Source organism: Mycobacterium sp. ITM-2016-00316 (assembly GCF_002968335.2).
Lineage (GTDB): Bacteria > Actinomycetota > Actinomycetes > Mycobacteriales > Mycobacteriaceae > Mycobacterium.
Map to the genome: position 1 here is coordinate 4,168,506 of NZ_CP134398.1, position 16,401 is coordinate 4,184,906.

15 protein-coding genes are annotated in these 16,401 nt (G+C 66.6%); 1 reads left to right on the top strand and 14 read right to left on the bottom strand.

Annotation, left to right across the window (positions count from 1 at the left end):
• Window positions 1-266 precede the first annotated feature (266 nt).
• Complete coding sequence (locus tag C6A86_RS20015; protein ID WP_105366423.1) at window positions 267-587, top strand: hypothetical protein; 321 nt, start codon at window positions 267-269, stop codon at window positions 585-587.
• A 71-nt stretch (window positions 588-658) separates the two neighbouring features.
• Here the strand turns inward: C6A86_RS20015 and C6A86_RS20020 are convergent, their stop codons facing one another.
• The 14 genes from C6A86_RS20020 to C6A86_RS20085 all read right to left on the bottom strand — a co-directional run bounded on the left by C6A86_RS20020 (window position 659) and on the right by C6A86_RS20085 (window position 16,368).
• Window positions 659-3,079 carry a CaiB/BaiF CoA-transferase family protein gene (locus C6A86_RS20020; protein WP_105366422.1) on the bottom strand — a complete coding sequence of 807 codons (2,421 nt, stop codon included), beginning with the start codon at window positions 3,077-3,079 and terminating at the stop codon, window positions 659-661.
• 74 nt (window positions 3,080-3,153) lie between these two features.
• Window positions 3,154-4,113, bottom strand: a complete 960-nt coding sequence (locus tag C6A86_RS20025; RefSeq protein WP_105366421.1) for an enoyl-CoA hydratase/isomerase family protein — start codon at window positions 4,111-4,113, stop codon at window positions 3,154-3,156.
• Window positions 4,114-4,147: 34 nt separating this feature from the next.
• Window positions 4,148-5,284, bottom strand: a complete 1,137-nt coding sequence (locus tag C6A86_RS20030; protein ID WP_105366420.1) for a Xaa-Pro peptidase family protein — start codon at window positions 5,282-5,284, stop codon at window positions 4,148-4,150.
• Window positions 5,274-6,542, bottom strand: a complete 1,269-nt coding sequence (locus C6A86_RS20035; protein WP_105366419.1) for a Xaa-Pro peptidase family protein — start codon at window positions 6,540-6,542, stop codon at window positions 5,274-5,276. Before C6A86_RS20035 ends, C6A86_RS20030 begins: the two co-directional genes overlap by 11 nt.
• A complete protein-coding gene (locus C6A86_RS20040) occupies window positions 6,539-7,726 on the bottom strand; it encodes an amidohydrolase family protein (RefSeq protein ID WP_105366418.1) in 1,188 nt (395 codons plus the stop codon). The genes C6A86_RS20035 and C6A86_RS20040 overlap by 4 nt, the downstream gene beginning before the upstream one ends.
• A gap of 42 nt (window positions 7,727-7,768) precedes the next feature.
• Entirely contained in the window at window positions 7,769-8,986 is a 1,218-nt protein-coding gene (locus C6A86_RS20045) for a cytochrome P450 (protein ID WP_105366417.1), read from the bottom strand.
• A 6-nt stretch (window positions 8,987-8,992) separates the two neighbouring features.
• The gene (locus C6A86_RS20050) at window positions 8,993-9,187 is read right to left on the bottom strand and encodes a ferredoxin (protein WP_105366416.1); all 195 of its coding nucleotides are present in this window, start codon (window positions 9,185-9,187) and stop codon (window positions 8,993-8,995) included.
• Complete coding sequence (locus C6A86_RS20055; RefSeq protein WP_311100837.1) at window positions 9,184-9,840, bottom strand: TetR/AcrR family transcriptional regulator; 657 nt, start codon at window positions 9,838-9,840, stop codon at window positions 9,184-9,186. The genes C6A86_RS20050 and C6A86_RS20055 overlap by 4 nt, the downstream gene beginning before the upstream one ends.
• Window positions 9,841-9,971: 131 nt before the next feature.
• Window positions 9,972-10,778, bottom strand: a complete 807-nt coding sequence (locus tag C6A86_RS20060) for an SDR family NAD(P)-dependent oxidoreductase (protein WP_105366414.1) — start codon at window positions 10,776-10,778, stop codon at window positions 9,972-9,974.
• The gene (locus tag C6A86_RS20065; protein WP_105366413.1) at window positions 10,775-11,599 is read right to left on the bottom strand and encodes an alpha/beta fold hydrolase; all 825 of its coding nucleotides are present in this window, start codon (window positions 11,597-11,599) and stop codon (window positions 10,775-10,777) included. The genes C6A86_RS20060 and C6A86_RS20065 overlap by 4 nt, the downstream gene beginning before the upstream one ends.
• Window positions 11,596-12,582, bottom strand: coding sequence for a cyclase family protein (locus C6A86_RS20070; protein ID WP_105366460.1), 987 nt, complete (start codon window positions 12,580-12,582; stop codon window positions 11,596-11,598). The genes C6A86_RS20065 and C6A86_RS20070 overlap by 4 nt, the downstream gene beginning before the upstream one ends.
• An 8-nt stretch (window positions 12,583-12,590) precedes the next feature.
• The gene (locus C6A86_RS20075) at window positions 12,591-13,400 is read right to left on the bottom strand and encodes a coniferyl-alcohol dehydrogenase (RefSeq protein ID WP_396833928.1); all 810 of its coding nucleotides are present in this window, start codon (window positions 13,398-13,400) and stop codon (window positions 12,591-12,593) included.
• Between the two features lie 2 nt (window positions 13,401-13,402).
• Window positions 13,403-14,713 (bottom strand): LLM class flavin-dependent oxidoreductase, encoded by a 1,311-nt coding sequence (locus C6A86_RS20080; RefSeq protein ID WP_105366411.1) that lies wholly within the window; start codon window positions 14,711-14,713, stop codon window positions 13,403-13,405.
• Window positions 14,710-16,368 (bottom strand): FAD-binding protein, encoded by a 1,659-nt coding sequence (locus C6A86_RS20085; protein WP_233213276.1) that lies wholly within the window; start codon window positions 16,366-16,368, stop codon window positions 14,710-14,712. Before C6A86_RS20085 ends, C6A86_RS20080 begins: the two co-directional genes overlap by 4 nt.
• Window positions 16,369-16,401: the final 33 nt, after the last annotated feature.

Below are 16,401 nucleotides of genomic sequence, written 5' to 3' on the forward strand. Positions count from 1 at the left end.
CGGCCGGTCCCTCAGGGTCGACCACCACACGTGTCACCGATGTCCTGATACATCAACGTAGTCGATGCGATTGGAAATAGCCCTTGCGCGTCTTCGCCTTTGGGCGTATCGTCGAACGTAAGTTCGAATGCGACGTAGCTCCCAGCATTACCCGGTGAGCTTCAGATGCGACTTCGGTCGCCGCTGGGTTCGACGGTCCCGGGGCCCGTCGAACCGTATTGCCTGATCGTGCGCTGTGCGCACCTTCTGTGAAAGCCGGTACCTCCATGGACGCCACCCATCTCAATACCTTCATCGATGCGTTCATCGACGATCTCACCCCGGCACCCGTCCCGGAGGACGGTGCCGACCGGAGGCTGTGTCATCTGCTGGAGTCTCCGCGCCGCATCGTCGATGAACCGGCGTTGCTCGCGGTACTGGCTGCTGCAGTCACGGCGCGCAACATGTTCGACCATGTGATCGCCCAGGCTGTCGCGGCCGCCGAACGCTTGGGGGTGCCGGAACCAGAGCATCTGCGATCCCACACAAGGCGCACCATGACCGACCTACCTGCCGCCGCAAAGCCCAAAGATTCACCGGCACCTTGAGAACTGAACAGAGAACCGCGAGGCCAAGTGTCCTGAGACGTTGATTCGGCTCGGATCAACGACTCAGGGCACTAGCGGACCGCCTTCCGCCGGCCGCCGACACCGGGTTCGGTGCCGATCACGCCTTGCTCCTCGAGGTCGTCGATCTGGGCGCCGGTCAGGCCGAGCTGGGTGAGCAGTTCATGGTTGTGCTCGCCGAGCAGGGGTGCCGGCTCCCGATGAAAGACGTCCGGGCCATGGGACACCGATATCGGCAGCGTGCTGTGCGGGGCGGCGATGTTCACCGGGTGGCCGACGTGCTCGAAGAATCGCCGATGCCGCAGTTGGGCCAGTTCGGTCTGCCGGTGCGGCTGCATCACCTTGGCCACCGGAACACCGGCCGGCCAGAGTGTTTCGATGATCTCATCGGCTGCCCGGGGCTCGCACCAGGCGCCCAGCTCGTCGTCGATCCGGTCGTGGTGTGCGCGGCGGCCGGCGGCGGTCGACAACTCGTCGGCCATCGCCCACGCCGGTCTGCCCAGCGCGTCGCGCAGCGCCACCCACTGCGCGTCGGTCTCGACCGCGACGGCCACCCAGCTGTCGGCACGGCCGAATTCGTCGATATCGGCGCTGCGGTACAGATTCTGCGGCGCGGCCACCGGGCCGCGGTTCCCGTCGCGCTGCAACAACGCGTCGTAGGCGGAATATTCGATCACCTGCTCGGCGGCGATGTTGAGCGCGGCGTCCACCATGGCCGCCTCGACCAGGACCGCCTCGCCGGTGCGGCGGCGATGCTCCAGCGCCAGCAGCAACGCGTTCAACGCGTGCACCCCGGCGTTCGGGTCTCCGACCGAATAGGGCTCGAACGGCGTGCGGTCGGGGTAGCCGGTGAGCCAGCTCAGACCGGACGCGTCCTCGATGATGTAGGCGAATGCCGGGTTGTCCCGCCACGGCCCGTCCAGTCCGAATCCCGGCATCCGCAACATGATCACGCCGTCGCGCAGGCTGCGTACCGTCTCGAAGTCCAGGCCGATCTGATCGATCACGCGCGGGGTGAAGTTCTCCACCACCACATCGCAGGTGGCGATCAGCCGCCGCAGCACATCCCGGCCCTCCTCCGATTGGAAGTCCAGGGTCAACCCCTTCTTGTTGGTGTTGAGCGCGGAGAAGATCGGTGACCGTTCCCACCACTGGTCCTCGCTCGCCGGGATACCCGCGATCAGGCGGGTCCCGTCCGGGCGCGCGGTGGACTCCAGGTGGATGACCTCGGCTCCGAGCATGCCGAGCACATGGGTGCACGACGGTCCCGCCCAGAAGGTGGTCATGTCCAGGATGCGGAGTCCGCTCAGCGGCAACCGGTTCCGGTCCATCTCCGCGTCGGGTCCGGGCTGCGGCGGCAGGTCCAGGGCGGCCACCTTATCGGTGTGCTGTCCCAGGGTGGGTGCCGCCGCCGGCGGGCGCAACTGCACACCGCCGAGTCGGTAGGGATGGGCGGGCTGCACGAACTGCCCGCCCGGGTGCTCGACGAACGCACCGCGTTGCGCGAAATGGTCCATGGCGGTGACGTTCGCGCCGTTGCCCACCGGCGCGTTGGGGATGCGGAATGCCGTGGCCAGATCCCGGAGATCGTCGGCGTTCTGTTCGCGCACCCAGGCGTAGAGCTCCTCGGCGTGCAGGTTGGCCTGCTCGGTGATGGTCAGGGTGGTGTTCTCGTCGATCCACTCATCGTGGCCGGACATGGCGCACAAATCGTGCCATTGCTGCGCGGTCCCGCAACCGAGGGCCACCAGTCCGTCCGCGGCCTCGGCGACACCCGGCACGGTAGGCCGCCGCTCGGTGCGCCACGGGTGACCGAGCACCTCGAAGTAGGTCACCGGATAGTAGGTGAGGCACAGGATCTGCGCCTCCAGCGCGGACAGGTCGATCAGCTCTCCGTACCCGTCTCGCAGGGCACGCACCCGGAACGCCTGCGTCATCGCCGCGGCATAGGCGCCGGTCACCCACTCCCCCGGCCGACCGCCGACGTGTGCAGGTGCCCGGTCCTGGGATCCGCGACCGATGCCGATGGCCCCGCCGGACCAGGCCTGCAGGGTGAATTCGGTGGCCGGCCGGTCATGCCAGGGTCCGTCCAGACCGAACGGCGTGATCGCGGTGATGATCAGATGCGGATGGCGCCGGTGCAGCTCCCGCGGTGAGATCAGCTCGGCGACCGCAGATTCCGGCGACCACACGACCGCATCGGCGGTGGCCAGCAGCCGGTCGAGCAGGGAGGTGCCGGCCGCTGGGTCGATCAGCACACTGCGCTTGGCTCCGGCCAGGAACTTGAACAGCGCACCGCTGTCTCCGGCGGCGACGGTCGCACCGGATGCCGACCAGCGCCGCAGCGGGTCGCCCTCCGGTGTCTCCACCTTGATGACCTCGGCGCCGCCGTCGGCCAGGAGTCTGGTGCAGTAGGCACCGGCGATACCTGTGGACAGGTCGATGACGGTGTAACCGGTCAGTGGTGCAGTCATTTCCATTCTTTCGCCGAAACTGTATTCCAGCAGGCCAGCACTCGAAGTTTCACTTCCGGAATACAGTTTCGGGGCTATTCGGGCTTGCTCCGGTTCTTCTTGGACAGCCGGAAGTCCGGCGGGAACTTGCTGTCGTTGTCGTTGACGGCGGCCGACAACCCGGAGTCGATCGACTCGAACATGTCGAGGTCGTCGTCGCTGTCGTTGGCCACGCCGTTGCCCATCGACTCGAAGAAGGCGCTCAACAGGCTGCCCATGTACTCGCCCTGGTGCTGCTTGAAGATCTCGAAGAACATCTTCTGCTGGAACACCGTGTCCACCGGCCGGTTCCGGGTACAGGCCTGGGCATACTTCTGCGTCTCGGCTTCCAGCTGATCGCGAGCCACCACCTTGTTCAGGAAGTTGCAGTCATACATCTCCGCGGCGGTGAACGGACGGCCGGTGAACACCATCTCCTGGAACTTGCGCAAGCCCATCATCTGCACCCAGGTCCACATCCGCGGGCCCCAGCCGTGATAGCGGAAGGACGGGTGACCGAACAGCGCGTCGTCGCTGGAGATCACCAGATCGGCGTCGGCGCACTGGTAGAAGTGCCAGCCGTAGCAGTAGCCCTTGGCCTCGACGATGCTGATCTTCTTGAAATCCTGCAACGCACGGTTCCCGGCCTGCGAGTTGGCGTACCACGAGCTGATGGTCGCCCCGTTTCGGAACGTCCCCTTGGGCGGGTAGGTCACCTCGCCGACACCGTCATCCTCCAGCCGCAGTTCGGCCAGCCGGGCCGCCGGATTGTCGTTGCCTTCCATGAATTCCGGCAGATCCGCGCCACTGCCGAGGTTGTCGCCCACTCCGCGGATGATCACCACCTTCACATCGTTGTCGGTGTTGGCCGCTCGCAGGATGTCCGCGTAGCGCAGCCGGGCCATCGACGTCGGCGCGTTGAGGAACTCCGGCCGGTCGAACGTGATGGTCGCGATCTTGGTCTTCGGGTCCTTCTCGTAGCGGATGATCTCTTCGGGGGACGGACGATCCGCCATCAGCGGGCTCCTCTGCGGCAGTGATGGATGGGGTTCAACTCAGGGCCGGTATGCCGGCACCGGACGGGGCGCGGGTCAGCACCTGCGGACCGTCGGCGCCGATGAGGACGGCGTCGCGGGTGAACACGGCACCCACGCCCTCCTCCCAGACGTAGGCGGTCAGCGCGAGGACCATGCCCTCCTCCAGCACCTCGCGCTCGGCGGTGGCCCGCAGGTGGGGCGTCACGACGGGAGGGTCGAACCCCAGCCCGAGTCCGTGCGCCACCGGCATGGCCGGCAGCCGCTCACCGGCCCGTTCGTAGGCCGCCAACAACGCGCTGGTCGTGTTCCCGATCCGGCATGCATCGAGCAGGCTGTGCCACAGTGCATCTCGGCGCCCGTACAGCGAGCGCACCGCGTCGGTCGGTTCGCCGGCGTAGTAGGTGCGGGCCAGCTCACCGACGTACCCGTCGGCGAGCACCCCGGCGGACAACGCCACCAGGTCACCTTCGCGCACCCGGCCGTCAACTCGGTCGCGCCGCCACGGGTGCTCCTTCGACGTCACCCACGCGGCATCTTGGGTTGCCGGTGTGCTGACCCCGCCGGCGGCCTCGCCCTCGAGGATCACACCGGCCAGGTGCTGTTCTGTCGTCCCCGGGTTCAGTTCGGCCGCACCTTTGGCCAGCCCCTGCTCGGCCACGCTCAGGGCGCGGCGCAGGGCGGTGACCTCCTCGGGGGTCTTGACCCGCCGGGCGGCCCGCATGGCCGGCTCCGCGTCGACCAGTTCGGCATTCGGGAACACCATCGGCAGCAGCTTGGCGAACATCGGTGTCAACGCGTCGGTTCCGACCCGCCGCGCGGTATCGGCACCTTTCATCTTCTGCATGATGCCGACCAACGTCATCGGGTTCCAGGCGAAGCCGTACAGATTCTCGTGCGGGATCTCCTCGGGGATGCCCTCGTCCCAGGTGCTGTTCAGGTGGATCTCACCGGTCTCGCGGACGTAAGAGCAGATCGGCCCGAACGGCCTGGTTCCCACCACCCACAACTGTGGTGCACCCGAGATGTAGCGCACGTTGGCCTGCCGCCCCAGCACCAGGATGTCGAGGTCGTGGACCTCCATCTGCGCGATGGCACGCTCTCGTCGGCTGACCCGCAAAGCCCGGCCGTCTGCCTCGATCTCAGTTCCCACCGCGCACCTCAAAGGGGTCGTAGGGGTAGGAGGTCAGCGGCATCCAGCCGTCCTCGGTGACCACCACGATCTCCTCGCCGCGGTAACCGCCGGTGCCGTCCTCCCACACCACTGGTTCGAACACCAGCAGCATGCCGGCCGGGAACACGAAGCTGTCATCCCACTGCTGGCCGAGATCGGTACCGATCATCGGCATCTCGGCGGCACTGGTGCCGATACCGTGGCCCAGATAGAAGTGCGGCAGCCACGGTTTCTGGCCGCCGGCAGCCTCGGTTGCCGCACGCCCGAGGTCACCGCAGCTGGCACCGGCCCTGGTCACCGACAGCACCGCATCGACGATCTGGCGCCACTTGTCGAACTGCCGTTGCTGGCGCGGGGTGGGGTCCTGTCCGACGATCCAGGTGCGCCCGTGATCGGAGCAGTAGCCGTGGTAGGCGATGGACACGTCGGTCCACAACACATCGCCGCGGGCGACCTCACGTTCGGTGGTCAGCAGCGGGAGCGCCAGATCACCGGTGGTCGTCCAGATGCCTTCGGCCTTCGAGGCCGGCATCACCTGCCAGATGGAGTCGAACATGTTGGTGGTGGCGCCGAGTTCGAACGTACGACGGACGAATTCGGCGGAGAGGTCGATCTGGCGGACCCCGGGTGCCAGCGACTTCTGGACCTCGGAGACGGCCTGCTCGGTGATCTGCGTCGCCCGGCGCAGGCAGGAGATCTGGTCGATGGTCTTGACCAGTTTGGCCGCGCCGACGACCGGAGCGGCATCGACCGGGGGCTGGGGGAACAGCCGGTTGCCGGCCCTGCGCATCGAACCGGTCAGCTCATCGACACCGATGGTGGCGCCGGCGGGCACCAGCCCGGCCAGGATGCCGGCGAACTGGTCGACGCCCTCGTCGAATTCGAGGTAGATGGGGCCGTTCAGGTGGTCCTCGGGCAACTCGGATTCATCCACTGCCCCCTCGCGGAACGGCAGGAACAGGTGCGGGTGTTCGTCATCGGCCACCACGATCGCGACGGGACGCTCGATGTGGGACAACCCGGCGTCGGCCAGCGGCCAGCTGATGCCGGTGGCATACATGACGTTGCTGTTGCCGAGCAGCACCAGGGCATCGACGCCCTGGTCGGCCATCGCGGCATGCAGGCGGATGCTGGTCTCGCGGCGCATCCGGGTGAGGTCGGGCTCGTCGGGAATGTCGAGCCAGCTCAACCCGGTCCGCGCGATCTGGGTCACGCCGGAACGAGTCGAGGCGGTCATGCCGGCAACAGCCCCAGGAACTTCTGGATATTGGTCGAGACGATCTTGGTGGCGTTCTCCGGGCCCACCGCGTCGATGACGGTGGCCAGCGACTTCTCGGAGTAGCCGAACGTGGACTCGTTGTGCGGGTAGTCGCTGGACCACATCACGTTGTTTACGCCGATATCGTCGATCAGCCGCAGGCCGAGCGGATCGACCATGAACGAGGCACTCATGTGGTTGTCCCAGTAGTGCCGGATCTCGTGCTGCAGTTCGTGATTGAACATGTGCCGGTAGGACGCCAGCATGTGCTCGCCGTCCTGCAGCGCGGTCGGCACCCAGGCGATACCGCCCTCGAACCAGCCGATCTTGAGCTTCGGGTGGCGGTCCAGGATGCCGGAGAACAGGTACTTGGCGAACTGCTCGCGGAACGAGTCGACGTTGACCATCATGCCGACGACGACGCTGTTGTTCTCGCACGGCGTCTTGGGCGGCGTCTCGCCGATATGGTGGCTGACCGGTAGGCCGGCGTCCTCGATCTCGTCCCACACCGCGTCCAGCGCGGCGCCGCCGTAATCGTAGATGTTGCCGTCGTCATCCTTGCCGGGGTTCAGCGGCAGCAGGAATGTCTTGAGCCCCAGCGCCTTCAGTTCGGCAAGTGTGCTGCGGGTACCCTTGGGGTCCCACCAGTTGATCAGCCCGACTCCGTAGAAGTGCCCGTTGGAGCGCTCCTGCAGGTCGGCGATGTGCTCGTTGTAGATCCGGAACACCCGCTCGCGCAGTGACTTGTCCGGGTAGTGAAAAAGAGCAAGTACAGCATTCGGAAAGGCGAGTTCCTTGTCGATGCCGTCTTCCTTGAGCTCACGGATGCGGGCCTCGATGTTGTTCGATGCCGCGCCGGCGAGATCGTCGTACTGCATGAGGACCCGGCCGAAGTCGCCGCCGGTCCAGGCCTTGCCCTTCATGCCGACCATGTAGGCGCCGTCCTCGTACCAGATGCGCGGCGCGGCACCCTTGAGCTCCTCGGGGAAGCGTTCGTAGAAGATGTCGTCGGCGACCGAGATGTGGTTGTCGGCCGAGAAGATCTCGGTGCCTACCGGAAGCCCCGCGAGGCCGTCCTTTGCCGCATGGCCGCGCCGGTCCTTGGGGGCGCCGAAACCTTGGGGTGGGTAGAGATTTGGCGATTTGGGTGCGGCGGTTGTCATTTCGTTCTCCAATTGGGCTGTTGGAATGGAGTTTCGGTGCGCTTACCAGCTCACCGGAAGTTCGTAGACGCCGTAGGCGAGGCGGTCGTGCTTGAAGGGCACCTGATCGAAGGGAATCGCCAGGCGCATGGTGGGAATGCGGCGCAGCAGGGTGTGGAAGACGATCTGCAGTTCGGCGCGCGCGAGCTGCTGGCCGACACACTGGTGCCGTCCGTAGCCGAAGCCGAGTTGTTGTCCGGCGTCGCGGCGCAGGTCCAGCTTGTCGGGTTCGGGGTAGGTCTTGGCATCCCAATTGGCCGGGGCCAGGTCGATGATGACGCCTTCGCCCGCCCTGATGGTCTCGCCGCTGATCTCGATGTCCTCGATGGCGACGCGGCGCTGGCCGTTCTGGATGATCGACAGGTAGCGCATCAACTCCTCGGTGGCGTTGGCGATGACCTTGGGGTCTTCGGCACTGCGCAGGAAGTCGGCCTGCTCGGGATTCTCCAGCAGCGCCAGCACACCGATGCCGATCACGTTGGCGGTGGTCTCGTGTCCGGCGATCAGCAGGCCGGTGCCCAGCTGGGCGGCCTCCTTGACGCTGATCTCGCCGGCATTCACCCGTTCGGCCAGATCGGAGACCGCGTCTTCGGCGGGATGGGCCTGCTTCTTCTCGATCAGGTTGATCAGATACTGGTGCAGGCTCATCGCACCCTTTTGCATGGCGTCGGCCGCGGCGTAGCGGGCCAGCCCGGCATTGGCGTGCTCCTGGAAGAACTCGTGGTCTTCGTAGGGGACACCGAGCATCTCGCTGATCACGACCGTCGGGACCGGCAGCGCCAGCTTGTCGACGATATCGGCGGGCTGAGGTCCGGCCAGGATCTCGTCGATGCATTCATCGGTGATCTTCTGGATGATCGGGCGCAGCCCCTCGACGCGCCGGAAGGTGAACGGTTTGGACAGCATCCGCCGGAAGCGGGTGTGCTCCTCGGCGTCGGCGGTGAACACCGAACGCGGCCGCTTGTCGACCGTGGAGAGCATGTGCTCGTTCCAGTGCGGGAAGCCTTCCCGGCGGTCGTCGACACTGATCCGCGCATCCGAGAAGAGCGCGCGGGCCTCTTCGTGCCCGGTGATCAGCCACGGGGTGTCACCGTTCCAGATGCGCACCCGGGAAAGCCCTTTGGCATTGCCGAGCATCTGTCGCGGCGGCGCGAAGGGGCAGGACGCCTCCCGCTCCATCGGGTATTCCGGGATGTCGGTCTCGGTCAGCGTTTCAGACATGGGTCCTCAGTCTTCGATGTCGATGGCTAGGGCTGGGCAGGCCGCTGCGGCGGCGCGGGCATTGTCGTACTGGTCCGGCCCGGGTTCGGGGTCGAGCAATTCCACGACACCGTCCTCGTCGCGCTGGTCGAACACGTCCATCGCGTTCAGCACGCACTGCCCCGATGACACGCATTTGTCTTGATCCACGGTCACTTTCACGCGGACTCCCCCGTCACCGGAGCCAGCCAGAGGCCGACGATCGCATCGATCAGCGCGCAGCCGGCAGCACTCCAGGACCGGCCTGCCGCGACCGACCCCGAGGTCAATGCCCGTTCACGGTCAGCGCAGCTGTGCATCAACAGGTTTCGGGCCATGATGTTGCGTTCGTAGCGCACGACGACGGGCAGATCGGGGAGACACCGGTTGATACCGTCGATCACCTGCACCAGCGAGGCCGAACTCAGGGCGTCCTTCACCACGATTCCGTGATAGGCCGGGTCGGTCATGGCCTGCGCGGCGAAGCGCGCGTACCAGGTGGGGTTGCCGAGTTCCTCGAGGTGATCGGTCAACGGACGAACCAGACACGCCACCCACCCGCGCAGGTCGGTGTGCCCGTCGGTATCGGCGACGAGGCGCTGGCGGAGTTCCTCGATCGGTTCGCGGTGGCGCTGCTCGATGGCGCGGACCAGGTCGGTCTTGGTGCCGAAGTGATAACCCACGGCGGCGTTGTTCCCTTGTCCGGCAGCCTCACTCACCTGGCGGTTGGACACGGCGAAGACGCCGTGTTCGGCATAGAGCCGTTCGGCTGCGGTGAGGATGGCCTCGCGGGTGATGCTCGCCCGGTCGGTGCGCAGGGGTCTGGCCGCGGTCACCGTTACAGTCAACGCCCCTCCTGTAATTAAGTCAAGCGATTGATTTAAAGTGCCGAGTTGGTATCGCCGACGCCGCGTCTCCGCGAGATTGCGCCTATCGCGAGGATTACTCGTGCGTTCTCGCGGTGCCGCTAGCTCTTCTCGCGGCGAACAAGCACCTTCCCGGCCACCGTTCCGCCGTCGATCGGCAGGATCGTGCCGGTGACGTAGCGCGACTTGTCGGTGGCGAAGTACAGCGCCGCCTCGGCGACATCGTCGACGGTGCCCTCGCGTTTGAGCGGCCGATCATTGCGCATCTGGGCGCGGATCTTGGCCTCGAACTCCTCGAGGTGCTCACGGTCCTCGCCCGCGGCACTCTTGCGCACGATCGCGGTCCGGATGTTGCCCGGCGCGATGGCGTTCACCCGGATCTCGTGGTGCGCCAGTTCGATGGCCACCGACTTGGTGAACTGGATGACGGCGGCCTTCGACGCGCGGTAGGTCTGCACTCCCCCGCCGGCCTGGATACCGCCGATGGAGGTGAGGTTGATGATCGAACCGCCGCCGTTCTCGGCCATGTGCCGGGCGGCATCCCGGGTGCCCGCCATCACCGCGCGCAGGTTGATCCGCATGACGGCATCGAAGTCGGCGAGGTCGTCGTCCAGGAACCGGCGGTGCATGGTGCCCGAGATACCGGCGTTGTTGACCATCACATGCAAGCCCCCGAACTCGCCGACGGCGGTGTCCACCAGCGCGGCGATCTGGCTCATATCGGTGACATCGCTGGCGAGAAATAGTGTGGCCGAGCCCAGTTCGGCGGCCACCGCCTTGCCGCGCCCGGCGTCCACGTCACCGAAGACGACCCGTGCGCCCTCGGCGGCGAATCGGCGCACCAGGCCCTCGCCCAGCCCGGAGGCTCCCCCGGTGATGACGGCGACCTTGCCGGCCAGTTCGCTCATGACACGCCTTTCAGAAACTCCAGCAGCAGCCCGTTCACGGTGTCGGGTGCCTCGATGTGGGGACAGTGACCGGCGTCCGGCACCACCGCCGACCGCCCGTCGGGGATCTGGCCGGCGATCACGGCCGCCCATCCGGGCGGCAGCAATTTGTCGGCCGCACCTTCGATCACCAGCACCGGCACCGAGATACGGTCATAGGGACGCACGCTGGACGGGGCCGGCGGGGACTGCAGACCGGGGCGGCGAAATCGTGCTGCCGCCAACGATTCCCAGGCGCCCGGTGCGATGCTGGACTCGTAGCGCCGCCGCACGTAGGCGTCATCGCCCGGGTACGCCGGGTCGGCGAACAGCGCCGCCACGATCGCGCGCATCGCCTCGAACGTCGCGTCGTAGTCATAGAGCGCGCCGACATGCTCGTTGCGCTGGATGTCCCCGCCTCCGCAGATGGCGGTCAGCGAGCGTACCGGCAGCACCGGCCGCTCCGATGTGGTGTCGACGAGCAGATTGATCGCACCCATCGAGTTACCGACGAAGTGGGCCGAACTCACCCCGAGGACCTCGCAGAATCGGGCGATATGCCGGATCCGCATGCCTCGCCCGTCGGTGAAGTCGACGACCTTCGCGGACTCGCCGAATCCCAACATGTCCGGTGCCAGCACCCGGTACTGCTGCGCGAGCGCATCGATGGTGTTCTCCCAGGCGATCTCGGCGCTGCCGCCGAATTCACCGCCGTGCAGCAGCACCACCGGTTCGCCGGTGCCGGCCTCCAGGTAACTGGTGTCCAGCCCGTCGACGGAGATGGTCTTGCGGACGAAGCTCACTTGATCGCGATCGGGCTGACGGGGGCACCGACGGCCCCGACGACCTTCAGTGGCGGAGCGATCAGCTGGAACTCGTACACACCGTCGGCCGCGCAGTCGGCGGCCAGACCACCGAGGTCCCAGTACTCGCCGAACATCAGGCCCATATCGCGCAGGCACAGCATGTGCATCGGCAGGAATGTGCCCTCGACACCGTTGGCCGGGTCGGGATCCTCCACCATCAGGTTGTCGGCGGCCACCGCGGCGACGTCGTGGTCGTGCAGCCAGGACGCGCACGTCCAGTCCAGACCGGAGCCGGCCTCGTGCCCGTCACCGGTGGACAGGAACCGCGTCCACCAACCGGTGTGGACGACGACGATGTCACCGCTGCGGATCTCGACACCCTGTGCGGCGGCGATATCGTCGAGTTCGGCCGGGGTGATCGGGTTGCCGGGCTCGCAGAAGACCTCGGCACCCCGGTGGGCCACCACATCCAGCAGCACTCCGCGCGAGGTGATGCCCTTGACGTCCACCTTGTCGATACCGCAGTGGTAGGCGCCGAAACTGGTCACCGAGTCCGCCGGGAATCCGTTGTACAGCTTGTCCTCGTAGTAGACGTGCGACAGCGCGTCCCACTGGGTGGCCGCCTGCAGCGACATGGTGATCATGTCGTCGTTGAACCGGAAGGGGTTGTCGACGAAGAACGAACTGAGCTCCTGGGCCACGGAATTGCGGGCCCATTCGGGCGCGTACTTGACCAGCGTCTCGGCGTCGCCGCCGTCCACCGTCATGACGTGGATCGGGTTGAACCGGAACTTGAACGCGCCCTGGGGCCCGTTGGCGCCGAAGTCACCGCCCAGCGAGATGACGGCGCCCTTCTTCACGGTCGCCGCGGCCTCGGCCACCTTGTCGGCGGTGATGAGGTTCAGCGTGCCGAGTTCGTCATCGTCACCCCAGCGCCCCCAATTGCGCACATCGTCGGCGACGCGGCGAAAATCTTTCATGGTGGCCACTATTGCGATACCTCCAGTGTCGCGGCGATCCTACCGGCGATGCTGCCGCCATCGACCCAGATCACCTGTCCCGATATGTAACTGGCCGCCGGGCTGTTCAGGAATGCCAGCACCGACGCCTGCTCGTCGGGCCCGCAGACATGGCCGAGCAGGGTGGGGAACGAGTCGAGGTAGTTCTCGCCGTAGGCCGATCGCAATTGATCGAGGATCGGTGTCTCGGTGACGCCCGGTCCGGTGCAGTTGATCCGGATGCCGCGCGCACCCAGGTCCAGTGCGCGGGTCATGCCGTAGAGGATGATCGCCTCCTTCGACAGCCGGTAGCCACCGTCGGCGAGCGCCTCCGGGTTCGCCGCACACCAGGAAATGCCGTCGGCCATGGACGTTGTCGCCAGCAATCCGGCCGTGACAGCGGTGTTGGCCAGATAATTGGCCGCGGCCAGCGAGGACACGTTGGCGATCGCCGAGCCGGCCGGCATCTGCGGCGCCAACGCCTCGGTGAAATGCCGCATGCCGAGGAAGTTGATGGTCACCACCAACAGCGGCTTGCCGATTCCCGAGGACACCCCGGCCACGTTGAACAACGCGTCGACCGGTCCCTCGATGGCCGCGACCGCGGCATCGATCGACGCGGTCTCGGCGAGATCCACCTCGATGAACTCCGCAGGCCCGGCCTGCGGCCTGTGCAGATCGAGTCCGGTGACGTGCGCCCCGAGATCGGCCAGCTGCGTGGCGAGATGCGCGCCGATACCCGACGCGCATCCCGTCACCACAACCCGGCGCCCGTCATAGCGCCAGCGGTCGTCAATCATGCTTATTTGGCGGCCTCGCGCTGATCCTTCTCCAGCTGCGCTGCCTTGACCCGGCCCTCATTGATCTCGGCCATCGCCTCGGGGATCTCACCGGCGGTGAACTTCCCGCCCCGCCCGGTGGGCAGGCCACCGAACGAGTACGTCTCGTCGAACAGCGGCGCGCTCGACGGCTGCCGTCGGGCCTCGACCTTCTCGATCACCGGGGCCAGCCGCTTGGCCTTGTCCGCCACTGCCTTTGCATCGCGCTCGATGAACTCCGGCAGGATCTCCCTACCCATGATCTCGATGGACTCCATGGTGCCCTCGTGGCTGCGCGGGTTGAGCAGCAGGATGATCTCGTCGACGCCGCTGGCCTCGTAGCCTCGCAGGAACTCGCGCACGGTGTCCGGCGATCCGATGGCGCCGCGGCCCGGCCCGTAGGCCAGCGTCGGGTCCTCCTTGACCGCGTCCTGGTAGAGCTCCCACACGCCCGTGCGGCCGGGGGTGTGCATGCCGGTCAGGTAGTAGTGCATGATGCCGAACGAGAAGAAGCCGCCACCGGTGCCGAGGCGCTTGAGGGCTTCTTCCTCGGTCTTGGCCACCATCATCGACAGGTCGCCGCCGATGGCCAGGATGTTGGGATTGATGGCCGGTGTCACCGGCGCCCCCTCCTCCTCGAACGTCTTGTAGTAGCCGTCGACCCGGTCCTTGAGCGCCTCGGGTCCGGTGTAGGCGAAACTCAGCGCGCCGATGGCTTTCTGAGCGGCCATCTGCACCGAAGACGGTCGGGTGCAGGCGACCCAGACCGGTGGATGCGGACTCTGCAGCGGTTTGGGGATGACATTGCGGGCCGGCATCTCGACGTGCTCACCCTTGAAGCCGCTGAACGGCGCCTCGGTCATGCAACGGATGGAGACCTCCAGGGCCTCCTCCCACATGGTGCGCTTGTCGGCGGGGTCGATGTCGAAGCCGCCGAGTTCGGCGACCGAGGAACCCTCGCCGGTGCCGAACTCGACACGGCCGTTGGACAGGTGGTCCAGGGTGGCCACCCGTTCGGCGATGCGTGCGGGGTGGTTGATCGGCGGCGGCAGGTGCATTACGCCGAAGCCGAGCCGGATGTCCTTGGTGCGCTGGCTCGCCGCGGCCAGGAACATCTCCGGCGCGGTGGAGTGGCAGTACTCCTCCAGGAAGTGGTGTTCGGTGAGCCAGACCGTGGAGAACCCCGCCTTGTCGGCTGCCTCGACCTCGTCCAGACCGTGCTGGAACAGCTGGTGCTCGTCATCCTCGGACCACGGCCGCGGCAGCGGGAATTCGTAGAACAGCGAGATCTTCATGCGGTTACCTCTCTATTGGAGTTCTCAGATATGTGTTGTGCCGCGACGTAGCCGAACGTCATGGCGGGTCCGATGGTGGCGCCGGCACCGGCGTAGCTGCGGCCCATCACCGCGGCCGAGGTGTTGCCGGTGGCATAGAGGCCGGCGATCACGCTGCCGTCCTCGCGCAGCACCCTGGCGTGTTCGTCGGTCAGCAGTCCGCCCGAGGTGCCCAGATCACCGAGGATGATCTGGAAGGCCAGGTAGGGCGCTTTACCCAGCGGCGCGAGGTTCGGGTTGGGCAGGGTGGGGTCGCCGTAGTAGTTGTCATAGGCACTGTCGCCGCGGTTGAAGTCGTCATCGTGGCCGGCCGCGGCGAGTTTGTTGAACCGCGCTGCGGTGCTGCGTAACTCGGCGGGCGGGACGCCGATCTTGGTGGCAAGCTCCTCGAAGGTGTCCGCCGCCGCCACGATCCCCGAGTCCAGCCAGGCCTGCGGGATCTTGCGCCCGGTGGGTACCGGGGCGAAGGGCACCTTCGGGATCGGCAGGTGCCCGCCGACCACGTAGCGGTGGAACGATGCGATATCGGTGACCAGCCAGCACGGCACATGGTCGATGCCGGACTGCTGCCCCTCGATCATCGCGTGCGCGAAGTCCATATAGGGTGCGGCCTCGTTGATGAAGCGCTTACCGGCGCCGTTGACGACGAACTGGGCAGGCATCATGCGTTCGTTGAGCATGAACTGCAACCGCCCGTCCGGCCAGCACATCGCGGGGAACCACCATGCCTCGTCCAGCAGTTCGGTGGCAGCACCGACATTCTCCCCCGCCCGGATACCGTCACCGGTGGCGGCCGGGTTGCCGAAGCTCCAGTCCTTCTCCAGCAGCGGAAGATACCGGCGGCGCCACTGCATATCGTGGTCGAATCCGCCGGTGGCCAGCACCACCCCACCGCGGGCACCGATGCGCAGCGGGTTTCCGTCGCGCTCGACGACGGCGCCGACCACCCGGCCGTCCACGTCGGTGATGAGTTCGGTCATCGGGGATGACAGCCACAGCGGGATGTCGTGCTCCTGCAGCGCCAGTCGCATCCGGGCCATCAGTGACTGACCGATGGCGGCCATCCGGTCCCCGAACACCCGCGCCCGGAACATCCGCCAGATCAGTTTCACCAGCACCGCCTTGCCCCGCCAGTTCTGCCGGACCTGGTAGAACAACCGCAGATCCTTGGGCGCGAACCAGATTCCCTTCGGGGCGAGCGCCAACGGGGCCAGCAGATTCTGCTCTTCGGCGCCGAGCTTGCGCAGGTCGATCTCGGGAACGTTGATGGTGCTGCCCCGCTCGGACCCGCCGGGCAGTTCCGGGTAGTAGTCGGCATAGCCGGGCTTCCAGACGAATTCGAACCAGTCGCTGGAGCGCTCCAGGAAATCCATCATCTCCGGCGCGGTGTCGACATAGGCGCGCAGCCGCTCGTCGCTGACCAATCCGTCGGTGATGGTCTTGAGGTAGTCGAACACGCCCTCGGGGTCCGGGCGGTAGCCGGCACGGCGCTGTGACGGCGCGCCGGGTACCCAGATGCCGCCACCGGACAGCGCGGTCGACCCGCCGAACTTCGGCGACTTCTCCACGATCAGGGTGGAGAGTCCGGCCGCATCGGCTTTCAGCGCGGCGGTCATGCCACCGCCACCCGAGCCGACGACCAGGACGTC